This window comes from Cellulosimicrobium sp. MI9406, from assembly GCF_040595865.1.
GTDB lineage: Bacteria > Actinomycetota > Actinomycetes > Actinomycetales > Cellulomonadaceae > Cellulosimicrobium > Cellulosimicrobium funkei.
Window position 1 is genome coordinate 1 of sequence record NZ_JALIZI010000001.1, and the last position, 15,136, is coordinate 15,136.

Genomic DNA, 15,136 nt, shown 5'->3' on the forward strand with positions numbered 1-15,136 from the left:
GTCGGGCCGAGCCGGAGCTCGGCGACCCGGCGCCCCCCCCCCGGCCGGCGCGCGCGCCCGCGCCGGCGCCACCGCCGACGCCCGCACCAGCCCCGGCCCCGGTCGCCGCACCGGACCCACCCGCCGCGCCGGACCCGCCGGCAGCACTTGAACCGCCCGCCGCGCCGGACCCACCGGCGCTCGACCCTCCGGCGCTCGACCCGCCAGCGCTCGACCCGCCAGCGCCGCCCGACCCACCGGCGCCCGAGCCGCTCGCCGTCCCGCTGCCCGACGCGCCCTGGAGCGCGGCCGCGAGCCCGCCGGCGACCGCCGCGCCGCCCGTGGTGGGCAGCGCCGTCCCGACGAGACCGAGCGCGCCCACGCCGAGCACGAGCGGGGCGATGACGGCGCGCATGCCGTGGGAGACGTCGCCCAGCTCGAGCACGAGCCCGCGGCAGTCGTCGCAGCCCTCGAGGTGCGACTCGACGCGCGCCGTCTCGCGCTTGGCGAGCCCCCCGCGCACGTACGACCCGAGGAGCGCGTTGACCGTGCGGCACTCCTCGGCGGGCACGGACGTGAGGTGCTGCTGGAGGTACGCCTGGCGCAGCCCCTCGCGGGCGCGGTACGCGAGCGCGGAGACGCCGTTCGCGGTGAGGCCCAGCAGCGGGGCGATCTCGGCCGGGGACAGGTTCTCGACCTCGGTGTACCAGAGCACGGCACGCCACCGCTCCGGCAGGTCCTGGTAGGCGCGCGTGACCGTCGAGCGCTCGAAGCCCTCGAGGGTCGGGTCCTCCGTCGAGGCCATCGGGCCGAACGCGGACTCGAACGTGCGCTCGTCGTCGGTCGGCTGCGTGCGTCGGGCCCCGCTGACGAGGTCGTACGACAGACGGCGCACGACCGTGAAGAGGTAGGCGCGGAACGTGACGTCCGGGCCGCCGCCGTTCTGCAGCACGGAGAGCGTGCGGGCGAACGCGTCGGACACGACGTCGTCGGCGTCGGCGCTCGACCGGACGTACTGGCGCGCGACCGTGCGCGCGGCGCTGGCGTGCCGCTCGTAGAGCACGCCGTAGGCGCTCGTGTCCCCTGCACGTACGGCGGTGATGAGCTCGGCGTCGCTGAACGCCTCGCTGTCCACCCGTTGTGCCTGCGTCATCGTCACCCGCCCCGGAGACCGCCCCGAACCGAGGCTACGGTGGCCATAGTAGACGCCCGTCCATCTCACGGGCAGAGGGTTCCCGCCACCGGAACGGGAACGACGACGCTTTCAGGCTTTCGTCCCCTTTCACCCGGGACGTGAGGTCCTGGAAACTCCTCGCGGTTCCCGCGTCATGGACGGCTCGCCCGCACGTCTCATCTACATGGACCACCTCCAGGGGTACGCCGTGCCCGCGACCGACGCCGTGCGCGAGCGGTGGCGGCGCGCGAGCGCCGACAGCGTCTGGCTACGGCCGGGCGACTGGTACCACCCTGCCGTCGACGCGCTCGTCGAGGCGTTGTGCGAGGAGCGGGACGCGACGCCCGCCGCCGAGCGGCTCGGCCGCGTCCGCGCGGAGGCCGGAGTCGGGATCGGCGAGGCCATCGACGACGTCGTCTGCCTGTACCGCGCCCACGACCGCGAGCCGGTCGTCGACCTGGTCCGCGGCGTGGCGGTCGGCTGGTCCGAGGGGTACGAGGCCAGCCCCGTGGCACCGGAGGTCCTCGACCCGGAGTCCGGTCTCGCGACGACCCAGTACCTGGTGCACCGGCTCCGCGAGACGTACGGCGCGGCCGAGCGCGCGGGTCTGGACGCGACCCAGACCCACGGGCTGCTCGTCGTCGACGTCGCGCTCGACGACCTCACGGGGTGGCAGCGGTTCGCGCGCTCGGCGGCGATGGGCCGCGCGCTCACCCACACGTTCGGCGAGGGCCACCCCATGGCCTCGATCGGCAACGGGCTCTTCGTCGTGCTCGGCGAGCGGGACGCGGACGACGCCATGGTGCGCACCGTGCTCCGCCACAACATCGAGCGCACCGGTCTCGCGCTGGGCGTCACGGCGATCCTGCGCCGGCCGCCGCGCGTCTGGCTCGAACCCCTCCCCCGCACCCACACGGCGGCCGTCCAGCTCCTCGACACGCTCCAGCGCTGACACGACGACGCCCCGTCCCACGCGGGCGAGCGCGTGGTCCGGGGCGTCCGGGGGCGTCTGCGGCCGGCAGGTGACCGACCGCCCGCGAGCGAGGCGGCGACCGCGCGTCAGCGCGGCGTGAAGGTGAGGCAGTCGGCGCGGTCCTCGCCGGACGCGCCCGCCCCGACGCGGATCGACGGCGCGGAGCACTCGAGCGAGGCGTTGTGGACGCACTCCGTGCGCTGGCAGGCCCCGACGTGCGCGAGCACCTTCTCCAGCCCGCCCTTCGTACCCAGCGGGATGAACGTGGCGCACTCGGCGTCGCCCGTGTGACCGGCGATCGTCACGGCGCCCGCGTGGCACCCGTGGTCGTGGTTGTAGCCGCAGCCGTCGATGGAACACTCGACGACCTGGGGCATCTCCGTGAGGCTGCTCATCGCGATCTCCTGTCTCCGAGGACCCGCCGTGGGTCGGTCTCCGCGTTCCACGGTATTCCCGGAATTCCTCGGTGTATAGCAAGGAAGGCCTTGCTAAGAAATGCAGGAATGCGCAGCAATTAGCGCACGGCATTCTTGCGGAATTGCCGCGTCGCAGGTCAGTTGTCGGTGCCGTCGGCCCGGGGCCGCCAGATGACGAGCGCGCGCGCCTCGCCGTGCTCCACGAGCGTCTCGCGCAGCGCCTCCTCGACCCCGCGCCGCACGCTGCGCCCACGCGGCACGACGACGACGTCGCCGCTCGCCGCGGCGGCGAACACGCGGCCGCCCGGCTCGACGCGCGCCGAGAGCGCCTCGATGCGCCGCTCGAGCCGCTCGACCTGGGACTCGAGGGCGAGGATCCGCTGGATGCCCGCGAGGTTGATGCCCTCGTCGTGGCTGAGGCGCTGCACCTCGAGCAGCTTCGCGACGTCGCGCAGCGAGTACCGCCGCCCCCGGCCCGCGGTGCGGCGGGGCACCACGAGGCCGAGGCGGTCGTACTGGCGCAGCGTCTGCGGGTGCATGCCCGCGAGCGCGGCGGCCTGCGAGATGACGAGGACGGGCGCGTCCTGGTCGACGTCGCTCGCGGGAGCGCGCCCGACGCCGCCCGCGTCCCCACCGATCGAGAGATGATGAGTTTCCTGCTGGGGCATCATGGTCGCCCCCCTCACTCCGCGGCCTGGCGGACCAGGTCGGCGCGCACGTCCTGGCCGGCGGTCTCGGCGGCGAACGTCTCGACGGCCTCGCGCGCGGCCTTCGAGAGCTTCTGCGGCACGGCGACCTGGACCGTGACGAGCAGGTCGCCGGTCGACTTCGCGGTCTTCACGCCGCGGCCGCGGACGCGCAGCGTGCGCCCCGAGGGCGTGCCGGCCGGCACCTTGACCTTGACGGTCGAGCCGTCGAGCGTCGGCACGGCGATGGTGGCGCCGAGCGCGGCCTCGGGGAACGTCACCGGGACCGTGATCCGCAGGTTGTTCCCGTCGAGCGAGAACACCGGGTGCGGGGTGACGTGCACGGTGACGACGAGGTCGCCGTCGGGCCCGCCGGCCGTGCCGGGGCGGCCCTTGCCGCGCAGCCGGATCTTCTGGCCGTCGCGGACGCCCGGCGGGATGCGCGTCGTGACCGTGCGGCCGTCGACGGTGAACGTCACGGTGGACCCCTCGACCGCCTGCCGGAACGGCAGGGTCGTGGCCGCCGCGAGGTCGGCGCCCGCGCGGGGCCGGGGGCCGCCGAACTGCTGGGCCGCCCCGCCGCCGAACATCGAGCCGAGGATGTCCTCGAACCCGCCCGCGCCCTGGCCGCCGGTCGAGTAGCGGACCCGTGTCCCGCCCGGGCCCCCGCCGCCGAACATGCCGCCGAAGACGTCCTCGAAGCCCGCTCCCCCGGCACCGCCGGGGCCCGCGGAGAAGCGCGCGCCCCCGCCCGCCATCGCCCGGATCGCGTCGTACTGCTCGCGCTCCTTGGGGTCCGACAGCACGGCGTACGCCTCGCCGATCTCCTTGAACTTGGCCTCGGCGCTCGCGTCACCCTGGTTCTGGTCGGGGTGGTACTTGCGGGCGAGCTTGCGGTAGGCCTTCTTGATCGCGGCGTCGTCGGCGTCCTTGGGGACGCCGAGCGCGGCGTAGAAGTCCTTCTCCATCCAGTCCTGTCCGGTCACGGCGCCTCCCTCCTGTCGGTGGTCGTGGTCCTGGTCCTTCGTTCCGTGGCTGCTGCCGGTGGGTCTGCTGGTGGTGATCCTCGCGTGCCCGACGGCGGAGCGCACCTCCGCGCGGGAGGTGCACCCGCGCCGTCGGGCACGAGGAAGGGGTGGCTACTGCGGGCCGACGACCGAGACGCGCGCGGCGCGCACGACCCGCTCCCCGATCCGGTAGCCCGGCTCGATGACGAGGTTCACCGTGGTGGCGGTGGCCTCGGGGTCGGGCTGGTGCATGAGCGCCTCGTGGACGGTGGGGTCGAACTCGTCCCCGACCGCGCCGTAGCGCTCGATCCCGAACTTCTCGAGCGACGCGTCGAGCTTGTCGGCGATGGCCGCGAACGGCCCCGTCAGCTCGCCGTGCTGCCGCGCGCGGTCGATGTCGTCGAGGACCGGCAGGAGCGCGGTGAGCACGTCCTCGATCCCCTTCGTGCGCGCGGCCTCCTGGTCGCGCAGCGACCGGTTGCGGTAGTTCGTGAAGCTGGCCCGCTCGCGCTGGAGCGCGTCGAGGTGCTCCGCGGCCTCGGCCTTCGCCGCGAGGACCGCGGCGTCGACCCCGGCCTCGTCGGACGGCTCGAAGTCGAGGCCCGCGAGCGGGTCCGTCTCCGCGTCATCGCCCGCGGAGCCGCCGGCCTCGCCCTCGGGGCGGGGCCGACCGCTCTCCGGGTCGACCTTGCGCTTGTCCGTGAACTGGAAGGGCTTGTCGTCGGAGCCCTGGCCGGGCTCGCGCCCGGCCTGCTCCTCGGGGCCCTGCGGGTCGGTCGGTCCGTCGGCCGTCACTTGCGCTCGTCCTCCTCGTCCACGATCTCGGCGTCGACGACGTCCTCGTCCGGGGCGGACGTCGCGCCCGCCGCGGCGGTGGCGTCGTCCTGCGCGGCGCCGGGGTTGCCGGCGGCCTGCTCCTGCTCGGCCGAGGCGTAGAGCGCCTGGCCGATCTTCTGCGAGGACGCGACGAGCTTCTCGTGCGCGGTCTTCACGGCGTCGGCGTCCTCGCCCTCGAGCGCGGACTTGACCGACGCGATGTCGGCCTCGACCTCGGTGACGACGTCGGCCGGGAGCTTCTCCTTGTTCTCGGAGACGAGCTTCTCGGTCGAGTAGACGAACGCCTCGGCCTGGTTGCGGGTCTCCGCGTCCTCGCGACGCTTCTTGTCCTCGGCCGCGTGCTCCTCGGCCTCCTTGACCATGCGGTCGATGTCCTCCTTGGGCAGCGCCGAGCCACCCGTGATGGTCATCTTCTGCTCCTTGCCGGTGCCGCGGTCCTTGGCGCCGACGTGGACGATGCCGTTCGCGTCGATGTCGAAGGTGACCTCGATCTGCGGCACGCCGCGCGGGGCCGGCGCGATGCCGGTCAGCTCGAACGTGCCGAGCGGCTTGTTGTCGCGCGCGAACTCGCGCTCGCCCTGGAACACCTGGATGAGCACCGACGGCTGGTTGTCCTCGGCCGTCGAGAAGATCTCGCTGCGCTTGGTCGGGATGGCCGTGTTCCGCTCGATGAGCTTGGTCATCACACCGCCCTTGGTCTCGATGCCGAGGGACAGCGGGGTCACGTCGATGAGCAGGACGTCCTTGCGGTCACCGGAGATGACGCCGGCCTGCAGGGCCGCGCCGACGGCGACGACCTCGTCCGGGTTGACGCCCTTGTTCGGCTCCTTGCCGCCCGTGAGCTCCTTGACGACGTCGGTCACGGCCGGCATGCGGGTGGAGCCACCCACGAGCACGACGTGGTCGATGTCGGAGACGGAGACGCCCGCGTCGGAGATGACCTTGTGGAACGGGGCCTTCGTCCGGTCGAGGAGGTCCTGCGTCATCTGCTGGAACTGGGCGCGCGTGAGCTTCTCGTCCAGGTGGATCGGGCCGTTCTCGCTCATCGAGAGGTACTGCATCGAGATGGTGGTGCTCGTCGCGGACGAGAGCTCCTTCTTCGCCTGCTCGGCGGCCTCGCGCAGACGCTGGAGCGCGATCTTGTCCTTCGACAGGTCGACGCCCGAGCTGTTCTTCACCTGCTTGATGAGGTGCTCGACGATGCGATTGTCCCAGTCGTCGCCACCGAGGCGGTTGTCGCCCGAGGTCGCGCGGACCTGGATCGTGGAGAAGTCGTCCTCGTCCTTGCCGACCTCGAGGAGCGAGACGTCGAACGTGCCGCCGCCCAGGTCGAAGACGAGGATGAGCTCGTCCTCCTTGCCCTTCTCCAGGCCGTAGGCGAGCGCGGCCGCGGTGGGCTCGTTGACGATGCGGGTCACGTTGAGGCCCGCGATCTGCCCGGCGTCCTTGGTCGCCTGGCGCTCGGCGTCGTTGAAGTACGCCGGGACGGTGACGACCGCGTCCGTGACGGGCTCGCCCAGGTACTCCTCGGCGTCGCGCTTGAGCTTGCCCAGGATGCGCGCGGAGATCTCCTGCGCGGTGTACTTCTTGTCGTCGATCTCCACCGACCAGTCGGTGCCCATGTGGCGCTTCACCGAGCTGATGGTGCGGTCGACGTTCGTGACCGCCTGGCGCTTGGCGACCTCGCCGACGAGGACCTCGCCGGTCTTGGAGAAGGCGACCACCGACGGCGTCGTGCGCGACCCCTCGGCGTTCGCGATGACCGTGGGCTCTCCGCCCTCGAGGACGGCGACCACCGAGTTGGTGGTGCCGAGGTCGATCCCGACTGCTCGTGCCATGTGTGTGCCTCCGTCGTTCTGGGTGCCCGACGGCGCTGCTGCGCCTCGGCACACCGGGTTGAGTCTGCTTCACTCAAGGTAGATCCGTGGTCGGTGCTCGCGCAACCTCACCTGGGTCAACTTGAGTCCATCAGGCTCAACCTTCACGCGACCCGCACTATTCCCCGCTCGCGGCCGCCCGGGACCGCGCCTGCTGGCGCGCGCGCTGCTCCGCGTAGCCCTCCTGCCAGTCGGCGGCGAGAGCCATGTCGCGGCGGCGGACCTCGTCGACCGCCAGCTCGACGGGGAAGCCCCAGGTGTCGGCGAGCACGAACAGGTGGTCGCCCGTGACGGTCGTGCCCCGGAGCCTGTCGAGCTCTCGGAGCCCCCGGTGCACCGTGCGTCGGAAGCGCGACTCCTCGTCCCGCAGCACGCCGCTCAGCTCCTCGTGCTGCTCGACCAGGTTCGGGTAGGCGTCGCGGTAGGACTCGGCCACGACGGCGACGAGGGCGTCGACGAACCGGTCCTCCAGCCCGAGACGGAGCGCGTGCACCACGGCCCGGCGCACGAGCCGCCGCAGCACGTACCCGTGCGCCTTGTTGCTCGGCCGCACGCCGTCGGCGGCGAGGAACGTCGCGGCGCGCACGTGATCCGCGATCACACGGAACGGGCGCGGGTCGTCCTCGTAGGTGCGACCGCTCAGGTCCTCGAGCCGGTCGACCAGGGGGCGCAGCAGGCTCACGTCGAACACGTCGGGGGTCGCCGTCGCGGCGGCGGCGATGCGCTCCAGCCCGCCCCCGAAGTCGATGCTCGGCTCGTCGAGGAGGACGAAGCCCTCGCTCGTGCGGCGGTAGCGCATGAACACCTGGTTGCCGATCTCGACGAACCGTCCTCCCTTGCTCGCCGGGTGGGGTTCCCCGGTCGACGGGTCGTGGAGCTCCGGTCCGAGGTCGTAGAAGACCTCCGAGTCCGGCCCGCAGGGGTCGCCCACGGGCGTTCCCTCCAGGCCGCCGCCCCGGCTCCACCAGTTCTCCTCGGCGTCGTAGAGGAAGACCCGGCCGCCGCGCATGCCGTCGCGGTCCCCGTCCGCGCGGGACCCCACGTCCACGACCGACGCCTCGATGCCGTGCTCGGCGAACACCGTGACCCAGGCCTGGGCCGCCGCGTCGTCCCGGGGGATCCCGTGCTCCGCCGACCCGCGGAAGCACGTGACGTAGAGGCGCGCGAGGTCGACGCCGACGAGCGCGAGGAAGTCGGCGAACCACCGGACCTGCCGCTCGACGTCGGCCGACCGCAGGCTCCAGTTGCCCAGCATCTCGAAGAAGGTCGTGTGCCGTCGGTCGCCGACCTCGTCGATGTCCTGCGACCGCAGGCACGGCTGCGAGTCGGCCAGGAGGCGCCCGGCGGTGTGCGGGCGCACGCCGAGCAGGTAGGGCATCAGCGGCTGCATGCCCGCGCCCGTGAACAGGGTCGTCGGGTCCTCGCGCAGGACCAGGGGCGCTCGCTCGATCACGGCGTGCCCCCGGGCGGCGAAGAAGGCGAGGTAGGCCGAGCGGATCTCCTGGGCGTCCATCCGTCGACCCTAGGGACCGACGCCACCGACTTCCAGGGCAATCCCCGCAGCCCCCGGCGAGGACGACCGCGCCCCGCCGCGGTGGGGGGCACCGGGGCGGGGCGGGCAGGGTGGCGCGGGGCGGCGGGTGGGGCACACCGGGGCGGGGCGGCTCGACGGGAGCCGCGCCGCCCCTCGCTCAGATGAGCTCGACGCCGTCGGCCTGCGGCCCGCGGTCGCTCTGCCGGATCTTGAACCGGACCCGGTCCCCCTCCTCGAGTTCCTCCCCGCCGCGCACGACCGACACGTGCACGAACAGGTCCTCGCCGCCGGCGTCGGGCGTGATGAAGCCGAAGCCGCGGTCCGCGTCGTAGCGCGCGACCGTGCCCTCGCCGCCGCGCACGCGACCGCCGGACGCCGGACGACCGCGGTCCGAGCCCGGACGGCCTCGGTCCGAGCCCGGTCGGCCGCGGTCCGGACCCGGGCGCCCGGAGCCGCCCACGAGCTGCACGTTCCGGGCGTTCGGCCCCTTGTCGCCCTCGACGACGTCGTACGTCACGCGCGCACCCTCGGCGAGCTCGGTGAGCCCGCGGCCCAGGGCGCTGACGTGCACGAAGACGTCGTCTCCGCCGCCGTCGGGAGCGACGAAGCCGAAGCCCTTGACGTCGTCGTACCAGGACACGGTGCCGTCGGCGCCGTCCGCCGCGGGCTGCGCGGCCTGCGCGCCGAGCGGCAGCAGGTGGTCCGCCTGCGGGCCCTTCTCGCCCTCGACGACGAGGAACGCCACGCGCTGCCCCTCCGTGACGACGCCGCCCCCGACGATGGCCGAGCTGTGCAGGAAGATCTCGTCGCTGCGCCCGTCGGGCGTGACGAAGCCGTAGCCCTTGGCCGGCTCGTACCAGACGACGGTGCCGAGCACGCCCACGGGCGCGTCGGCGGCGCGGTCGCCCGTCACGCGGACGCGCCGCGCCTGCGGGCCGCGGTCGCCGGTGCCCATCTCGAACTCGACGACCTGCCCCTCGCGGAGCTGCTTCGGGCCGTCGTCACCGACGATCTCGGACGCGTGCACGAACAGGTCCTCGGCCTCGTTCCCGAGGTCGATGAAGCCGAACCCTCGGTCGGCGTCGAACCATCGGACTGTTCCCTGGGGCACCTAGGACTCCTTGCATCGACAGACAGTGCTGCTCCTAGTGTCCCCGACGACGCCGCGCCCCGGCGCCGCGGGACCGCTCGGCAGACGTCAGCGGCCGGTGCCCGACGCGCCGGCGCCCGGCTCCGTGCCCGGGTCGTCGACGTCGTCGCCGCTCCAGCTCCGCTCGTCGCCGGGGTCGACGTCGGTGGGGACCTCGGGGTCCTTCGGCAGCGAGTCGTTGGCGAGCGCGGGGAACGCGCCCGCGGTGCCGATGTCCGGCTCGCCGCGGACCGGTTCCTGCTCGTCCCGCCGGTCCTGCTCGTCGCCGGTGCCCCGGCGGTCCTGCGGCTGCGACGCGGTCATGAGCGGGCCCTCCTGGTCTCCGGCCCGGCCGCCTGGTCGACCGGGCGCACTCCCTCGACCGTACGTCGCCCCGCCGGGCTCACCACCCGGGCCGCGGGCTACGGCGCCGCGGCGGGGACGGCGGGCTTCCCCTCGTCCGCCGGGTCGTCCGTCCCGTCGACCACCGAGTCCTGCCCGACCACCGAGTCCTGCTCGACCGCCGAGTCCTGCTCGACCGCCGGGTCCGCGTCCGGCGCGGCGGGCGCGGCGGCGGCCGCCGCACGACGGCGGCGCACCACGAGCACGACCGCACCCGCGAGCGCCGCGACGACGAGCAGCACGGCACCGATCCCGACCCACGGCGCGACGGCGGCGCGCGACGACGCGTCGTCGGCCGCGGCGTCGGCCTCGTCGAGGCGGCCGGCGTCGAGCGCGGCGCGTGCCTCGGCGGTCGAGCCGTCGACGTCCAGCAGGAGGCGGCCGAGGTCGGCGAACGGCCCGCCGCCGGTGCTCGCGGCGACGGCGTCGCCGACCGTCCCGACGACCTCGACCGTGCGCGGCAGCACGGTCGCGAGCGCGGCGTACTCCTCGGCGGTGCGGGCGCTCTCGTACTGCGTGCGCACGGCGGCCGGGTCGGGCAGGCCTGCGTCGTCGGCGGCCTGCTGGACCTGGCCGGCGGCCGCGGCGGCGTCGGGCCCGATCGCCTCCCGGGCCGCGTCGGCGTCCGCGAACGCCCAGTCCGTCATCGCGGTGCGCAGCCCCGCGGGCGGCAGCCACGCGCCGTCGGCCGCGTCGAGGGCGACGTAGGCCTCCCTGGCCGGGCCCCGCGCGTCGAGCAGGGCGGTCTCGTCGGCGTCGGCGACCCACGTGCGGTAGGCCGCCTGGGCGTCGGCGACCTCGCCGCGCACCTCGACGAGGTCGAGGAAGCGACGCCCGTCGGTCAGGCCCGGACGGCCCGGCTCGCCGGGGGCGTCGTAGGCGCTCTCCCCCGCGTACGCGGCGGCGACGAGCGACCCGAGCGTCTCGTCGTCGAGCCCGCCGACGAGCGCGGAGACGGCCGTCCACGCGGCGGCGTACGCGTACTCCTCGGTGGCGTCGGCGCCGTCCTGCACGTCGACGTCCGCCCAGGCGACGAGCGGGAGCGCCTCGGCCGCGTCGCGCGCGGGGGCCGGGAACGTCTCGGTCGGGCCGCCCGTCTGCGCCGCGACGCGCTCCCCCACGACCTCGGCCAGGCCCTCGGACACCCACCGGTCCGCGAACCGGTCCCCGGCGAGCCACGCGTGCGAGAGCTCGTGGAAGAGCAGCCCGGCGTCGAGGTCCTCGGGGATGACGATCTCGCCGGACCCGCGGTCGAACCACGCGTACCCCAGCACCTCGGGCGACACGTCCTCGCGGATGCGCTCGAGGTTCCCCGGCCACGGCATCCCGACGACGCGCTCGAGCGCGGGCAGCCCGGCGGCGACCTGCTCCGCGACGAAGGCGCTCCACTCGGCGTCGCCCGGGAAGCTCTCGAGCACGAGCTCCGTCCCCGCGGCGTCGACCGTCGTCGTGTCGACCTGCGCCGGGTCCCGGAGGGAGACGAACGACCACGTGCCGAGGTCGTCGGTGCTCTCCGTCGCGCGGTGCGTCCGGGTCGTGCCCTCGAGGACCGGGGTGAACCCGTCCCACGTGCTGTCGAAGTCCATCGACGTCGGGGTGACGATCTCGACGGTCACCTGGCCCGGATCCCCGGCGGCGCTGACGGCGAACGTCGCGTACCCGGGCCCGACGCGCGTGTACCCCTCCGAGCGGATCGGCTCGCCCGGGATCGTGTAGGCCCACTCCACGGTCCGCTCGCGCCCGTAGTTGAGGGGCGAGAACGAGACCCGCGCGGCGCTCGTGGCCGGGTCCTCCGTCGGCTCCAGCGTGACGGGGAGGGTGGCGCCGCCGCTCGTCGCGGTGACGTCCGTCGCGCCCGCCGGCACGGGGATGCCGTAGGCGTCCCAGTAGTAGAAGTACTGGCCGCTGTCGGGCTGCTCGTTGCGCAGCGTCGTCGTCACCCGGACCCGGACCGGGCCGGTGCCGTCCACCTCGTAGCGGACGTGCGACGTCTCCGACAGCCCGTCGTCCGGGTCCGCGCTCGCGACCCCCGGCGCCCCCACCACGACCGCGCCCGCGAGCACCCCCACGAGCACCGCGCGCGACGCCGTCCGCCCCGCGCGCCGCCCGTCGCCGGACCCTCCTGAGACCACCCCTGCACCGCCGTCCTCGCCGAAGCGCACAGCCCGTCGCCCCCCGCTCGTCGGGACCGGTCGACGACGACCGGAACGGGACACCGGCGGGAACTGTACCGGCTCCCGGGGACGCTCCGGACCACGCCCCGGGGCGGGTGGCGGGGCCGCCGTCGGACACCTCGTGGACACCTGGTCCTGGCACGCTGTGCGGGTGACCACCGCACCCGGCCAGCCGTCGCTCGCCCGCCGCCTCGGCACGACGGACGCCGTCGTCGTCGGGCTCGCGTCCATGGTCGGCGCGGGCGTGTTCTCGGCGTTCGCCCCGGCGGCGGCCGCGGCGGGGACGGGCCTGCTCGTCGGCCTCGCGCTGGCCGCCGTCGTGGCGTACGCGAACGCGACGTCGTCGGCCCAGCTCGCCGCGCAGCACCCGACGTCCGGCGGCACGTACGTGTACGGGCGCGAGCACCTGGGCCCGTGGTGGGGCTACGTCGCGGGGTGGGGCTTCGTCGTCGGGAAGACGGCGAGCTGCGCCGCCATGGCGCTCGTCCTCGCCGCGTACGCCGCACCGCCCGGGTGGGAGCGTCCCGTCGCCGCCGCGGCGGTCGTCGTGCTCACCGCGGTCGGCTACCGCGGCGTGACGCGCACGGCCCGCCTCGCGCGCGGGATCGTCGCGGTCGCGCTGCTCGCGATCGCGACGGCGGTCGTCGCGAGCCTCGCGGGGACGACGCCGCGGTGGTTCGCCGTCCTCGACGCCGACGGCGCGCACGGCGGCTGGTACGGCGTCCTCCAGGCCGCCGGGCTGCTGTTCTTCGCGTTCGCCGGGTACGCGCGCGTCGCGACGCTCGGGGAGGAGGTACGCGACCCGCGCCGCACCGTCCCGCGCGCGGTCCTCGTGTCGCTCGGGACGGTCGTCGTGCTCTACGCCGTCGTGGCGGTCACGCTCCTCGCCGTGCTCGGGCCCGCGCGGCTCGCCGCGTCCGCCGCGCCGCTCGCCGACGCCGTCGCGGCCGGGTCGTGGGCGTGGGCTGCACCGGTCGTGAGCGTCGGCGCGGTCGCCGCGAGCGCCGGCGCGCTCCTCGCCCTCCTGGCCGGGGTGAGCCGCACGGGGCTCGCGATGGCCCGCACCGGCGACCTGCCGGGCTGGTTCGCCGCGGTGCACCCCGTGCACCGGGTGCCGCACCGCGCAGAGCTCGCGGTCGGGGCGGCGGTCGTGCTGCTCGTGCTCACGACGGACCTGCGCGGCGCGATCGGGTTCTCGTCGTTCGGGGTGCTCGTCTACTACCTCGTCGCGAACCTCTCGGCGCTGCGCCAGACCGCGCCGCACCGCCTCTACCCGCGCGTCCTCCCCGTGCTCGGCGCGCTCGGGTGCGTCGCGCTCGTCGTCACGCTGCCCGTCCCGAGCGTGGTCGCGGGGGTCGTCGTGCTCGCGGTCGGCGTCGCGCTCCGGGCCGTGCGCGTCCGGTCGTAGCCGCGGGTCAGGACGCCTCGGGCTCGGGCTCCGGGGGCGCGCCCGTGGCGTCGTCGGACTCGACGACGCGTGACGACTCGCCCTCCTCACCCGCGGGCGGCAGGCCGCGCTCGTCGGGCGCGTAGTAGCGGCCGGTGTAGCGGGGGCGCAGGAAGTTCTCGGTCGTGAGCACGGCGTCGACCTCGTCGGCCGTGAGCAGGCCGCGCGCGACCACGACGTCGCGCACGGAGGCCCCGGTCCGGGCGGCCTCCGCGCCCACGAGGTCGCCGTTGCGGTGGCCGATGATCTCGTTGAGGTACGTGACGATGCCGATGGAGTCGAGCACGTGGCGGCGGCAGACCTCGACGTTCGCCGTGATGCCCGTGACGCACTTGGTGCGCAGCGCGACGCACGCGTTGGTCAGCAGGTGCAGCGACTCGAACATCGACTGCGCGAGCCCGGGCTCCATGACGTTGAGCTGGAGCTGTCCGGCCTCGGCGGCGTGCGTGATCGTCACGTCGTTGCCCATGACCTTGAAGCAGACCTGGTTGACGACCTCGGGGATGACGGGGTTCACCTTGGCGGGCATGATCGACGACCCGGCCTGGAGCTCGGGCAGGTTGATCTCGCCGAGGCCCGCGCGCGGCCCCGACGACAGCAGGCGCAGGTCGTTGCAGATCTTCGACAGCTTGGCTGCGAGCCGCTTGAGAGCGGAGTGGACGGCGAGGTAGGCGCCGTTGTCGTAGGTCGCCTCGACGAGGTTCTCGGCCGGGACGGTGTGCAGTCCGCTCACCTCGGCGAGGCGTCGCGTCGCGACCTTCGGGTAGCCGGGCGGGGTGTTGAGCCCGGTGCCGATCGCGGTCGCGCCGAGGTTGACCTCGAGCAGCAGCTCGCCCGCGACCTCGAGCCGGCGGATCTCCTCCCCGACGTTCACGGCGAACCCGGCGAACTCCTGGCCGAGGCTCATGGGGACCGCGTCCTGGAGCTGGGTGCGCCCCATCTTCAGGACGTCCGCGAACTCGGACGCCTTCTCGTCGAACGCGCGCTCGAGCCGCCGCACCTCGTCCTGGAGCCGCGCGACGAGCTCGTGGACCGCGAGGCGGAAACCCGTGGGGTAGGCGTCGTTCGTGGACTGCGAGCGGTTGACGTGGTCGTTGGGGTTGATGACGTCGTAGCGGCCCTTCTCGAACCCGGCGAGCTCGAGCGCGAGGTTCGCGACGACCTCGTTGGTGTTCATGTTGACGCTCGTCCCGGCCCCGCCCTGGAACACGTCGACCGGGAACTGGTCGAGGCACCGCCCGTGGCGCAGGATCTCGTCGCACGCGGCGACGATCGCGTCGGCGACGTCGCGCTGGATGGTGCGCAGCTCACGGTTCGCGAGCGCCGACGCCTTCTTGACCATCACCATGCCGCGCACCATCTCGGGGACGTCGCTCACCGTCGTCCCCGAGATGCGGAAGTTCTCCATGGCGCGGACCGTGTGGACGCCGTAGTAGGCGTCCGCCGGGACCTCCTTCGGTCCCAGCAGGTCCACCTCGGTGCGTGTCCGTTCGCTCGACAT

At 74.3% G+C, this 15,136-nt stretch carries 12 protein-coding genes and 1 pseudogene; 2 read left to right on the plus strand and 11 right to left on the minus strand.

What is annotated here, in order from left to right:
- The coding region (locus MT994_RS00005) for a sigma-70 family RNA polymerase sigma factor (RefSeq protein WP_354804543.1) at positions 1–1,114 on the minus strand (1,114 nt) is incomplete at its 3' end.
- Positions 1,115–1,307: 193 nt separating this feature from the next.
- Here MT994_RS00005 and MT994_RS00010 point away from each other — a divergent pair.
- Entirely contained in the window at positions 1,308–2,105 is a 798-nt protein-coding gene (locus tag MT994_RS00010) for a hypothetical protein (RefSeq protein WP_240949665.1), read from the plus strand.
- 107 nt (positions 2,106–2,212) lie between these two features.
- Here MT994_RS00010 and MT994_RS00015 read toward each other — a convergent pair whose 3' ends face one another.
- The 9 genes from MT994_RS00015 to MT994_RS00055 all read right to left on the minus strand — a co-directional run bounded on the left by MT994_RS00015 (position 2,213) and on the right by MT994_RS00055 (position 12,146).
- Complete coding sequence (locus MT994_RS00015; RefSeq protein ID WP_021482763.1) at positions 2,213–2,521, minus strand: DUF1540 domain-containing protein; 309 nt, start codon at positions 2,519–2,521, stop codon at positions 2,213–2,215.
- Between the two features lie 158 nt (positions 2,522–2,679).
- Positions 2,680–3,213, minus strand: a complete 534-nt coding sequence (locus MT994_RS00020) for a helix-turn-helix transcriptional regulator (RefSeq protein WP_083711619.1) — start codon at positions 3,211–3,213, stop codon at positions 2,680–2,682.
- 11 nt (positions 3,214–3,224) lie between these two features.
- Complete coding sequence (locus tag MT994_RS00025; protein WP_354804545.1) at positions 3,225–4,214, minus strand: DnaJ C-terminal domain-containing protein; 990 nt, start codon at positions 4,212–4,214, stop codon at positions 3,225–3,227.
- A gap of 153 nt (positions 4,215–4,367) precedes the next feature.
- Positions 4,368–5,030: a nucleotide exchange factor GrpE gene (gene grpE / locus MT994_RS00030; RefSeq protein ID WP_051028412.1), complete on the minus strand. Its 663-nt coding sequence runs from the start codon at positions 5,028–5,030 to the stop codon at positions 4,368–4,370.
- Positions 5,027–6,910 carry a molecular chaperone DnaK gene (gene dnaK, locus MT994_RS00035; protein ID WP_021479837.1) on the minus strand — a complete coding sequence of 628 codons (1,884 nt, stop codon included), beginning with the start codon at positions 6,908–6,910 and terminating at the stop codon, positions 5,027–5,029. The genes grpE and dnaK overlap by 4 nt, the downstream gene beginning before the upstream one ends.
- Positions 6,911–7,067: 157 nt before the next feature.
- Entirely contained in the window at positions 7,068–8,462 is a 1,395-nt protein-coding gene (locus tag MT994_RS00040; RefSeq protein ID WP_354804546.1) for an alanine--tRNA ligase-related protein, read from the minus strand.
- A gap of 178 nt (positions 8,463–8,640) precedes the next feature.
- A complete protein-coding gene (locus MT994_RS00045) occupies positions 8,641–9,594 on the minus strand; it encodes a cold shock domain-containing protein (protein WP_061269305.1) in 954 nt (317 codons plus the stop codon).
- 87 nt (positions 9,595–9,681) lie between these two features.
- Positions 9,682–9,936 carry a hypothetical protein gene (locus MT994_RS00050; RefSeq protein WP_163188950.1) on the minus strand — a complete coding sequence of 85 codons (255 nt, stop codon included), beginning with the start codon at positions 9,934–9,936 and terminating at the stop codon, positions 9,682–9,684.
- Positions 9,937–10,034: 98 nt separating this feature from the next.
- Positions 10,035–12,146: a hypothetical protein gene (locus MT994_RS00055; protein ID WP_354804547.1), complete on the minus strand. Its 2,112-nt coding sequence runs from the start codon at positions 12,144–12,146 to the stop codon at positions 10,035–10,037.
- 193 nt (positions 12,147–12,339) lie between these two features.
- On the opposite strand from MT994_RS00055, the gene MT994_RS00060 reads away from it, so the two are divergent.
- Positions 12,340–13,596 carry an APC family permease gene (locus MT994_RS00060; RefSeq protein WP_354804548.1) on the plus strand — a complete coding sequence of 419 codons (1,257 nt, stop codon included), beginning with the start codon at positions 12,340–12,342 and terminating at the stop codon, positions 13,594–13,596.
- 136 nt (positions 13,597–13,732) lie between these two features.
- Here the strand turns inward: MT994_RS00060 and aspA are convergent.
- Positions 13,733–15,136, minus strand: a pseudogene (aspA, locus tag MT994_RS00065) (aspartate ammonia-lyase); the annotation flags it as partial.

Excerpts from the sequence above, each read along its gene's own strand:
- MT994_RS00010 (WP_240949665.1), top strand. The coding sequence starts at position 1,308 with ATGGACGGCTCGCCCGCACGTCTCATCTACATGGACCACCTCCAGGGG.
- MT994_RS00015 (WP_021482763.1), bottom strand. The coding sequence starts at position 2,521 with ATGAGCAGCCTCACGGAGATGCCCCAGGTCGTCGAGTGTTCCATCGAC.
- MT994_RS00020 (WP_083711619.1), bottom strand. The coding sequence starts at position 3,213 with ATGATGCCCCAGCAGGAAACTCATCATCTCTCGATCGGTGGGGACGCG.
- dnaK (WP_021479837.1), bottom strand. The coding sequence starts at position 6,910 with ATGGCACGAGCAGTCGGGATCGACCTCGGCACCACCAACTCGGTGGTC.
- MT994_RS00040 (WP_354804546.1), bottom strand. The coding sequence starts at position 8,462 with ATGGACGCCCAGGAGATCCGCTCGGCCTACCTCGCCTTCTTCGCCGCC.
- MT994_RS00050 (WP_163188950.1), bottom strand. The coding sequence starts at position 9,936 with ATGACCGCGTCGCAGCCGCAGGACCGCCGGGGCACCGGCGACGAGCAG.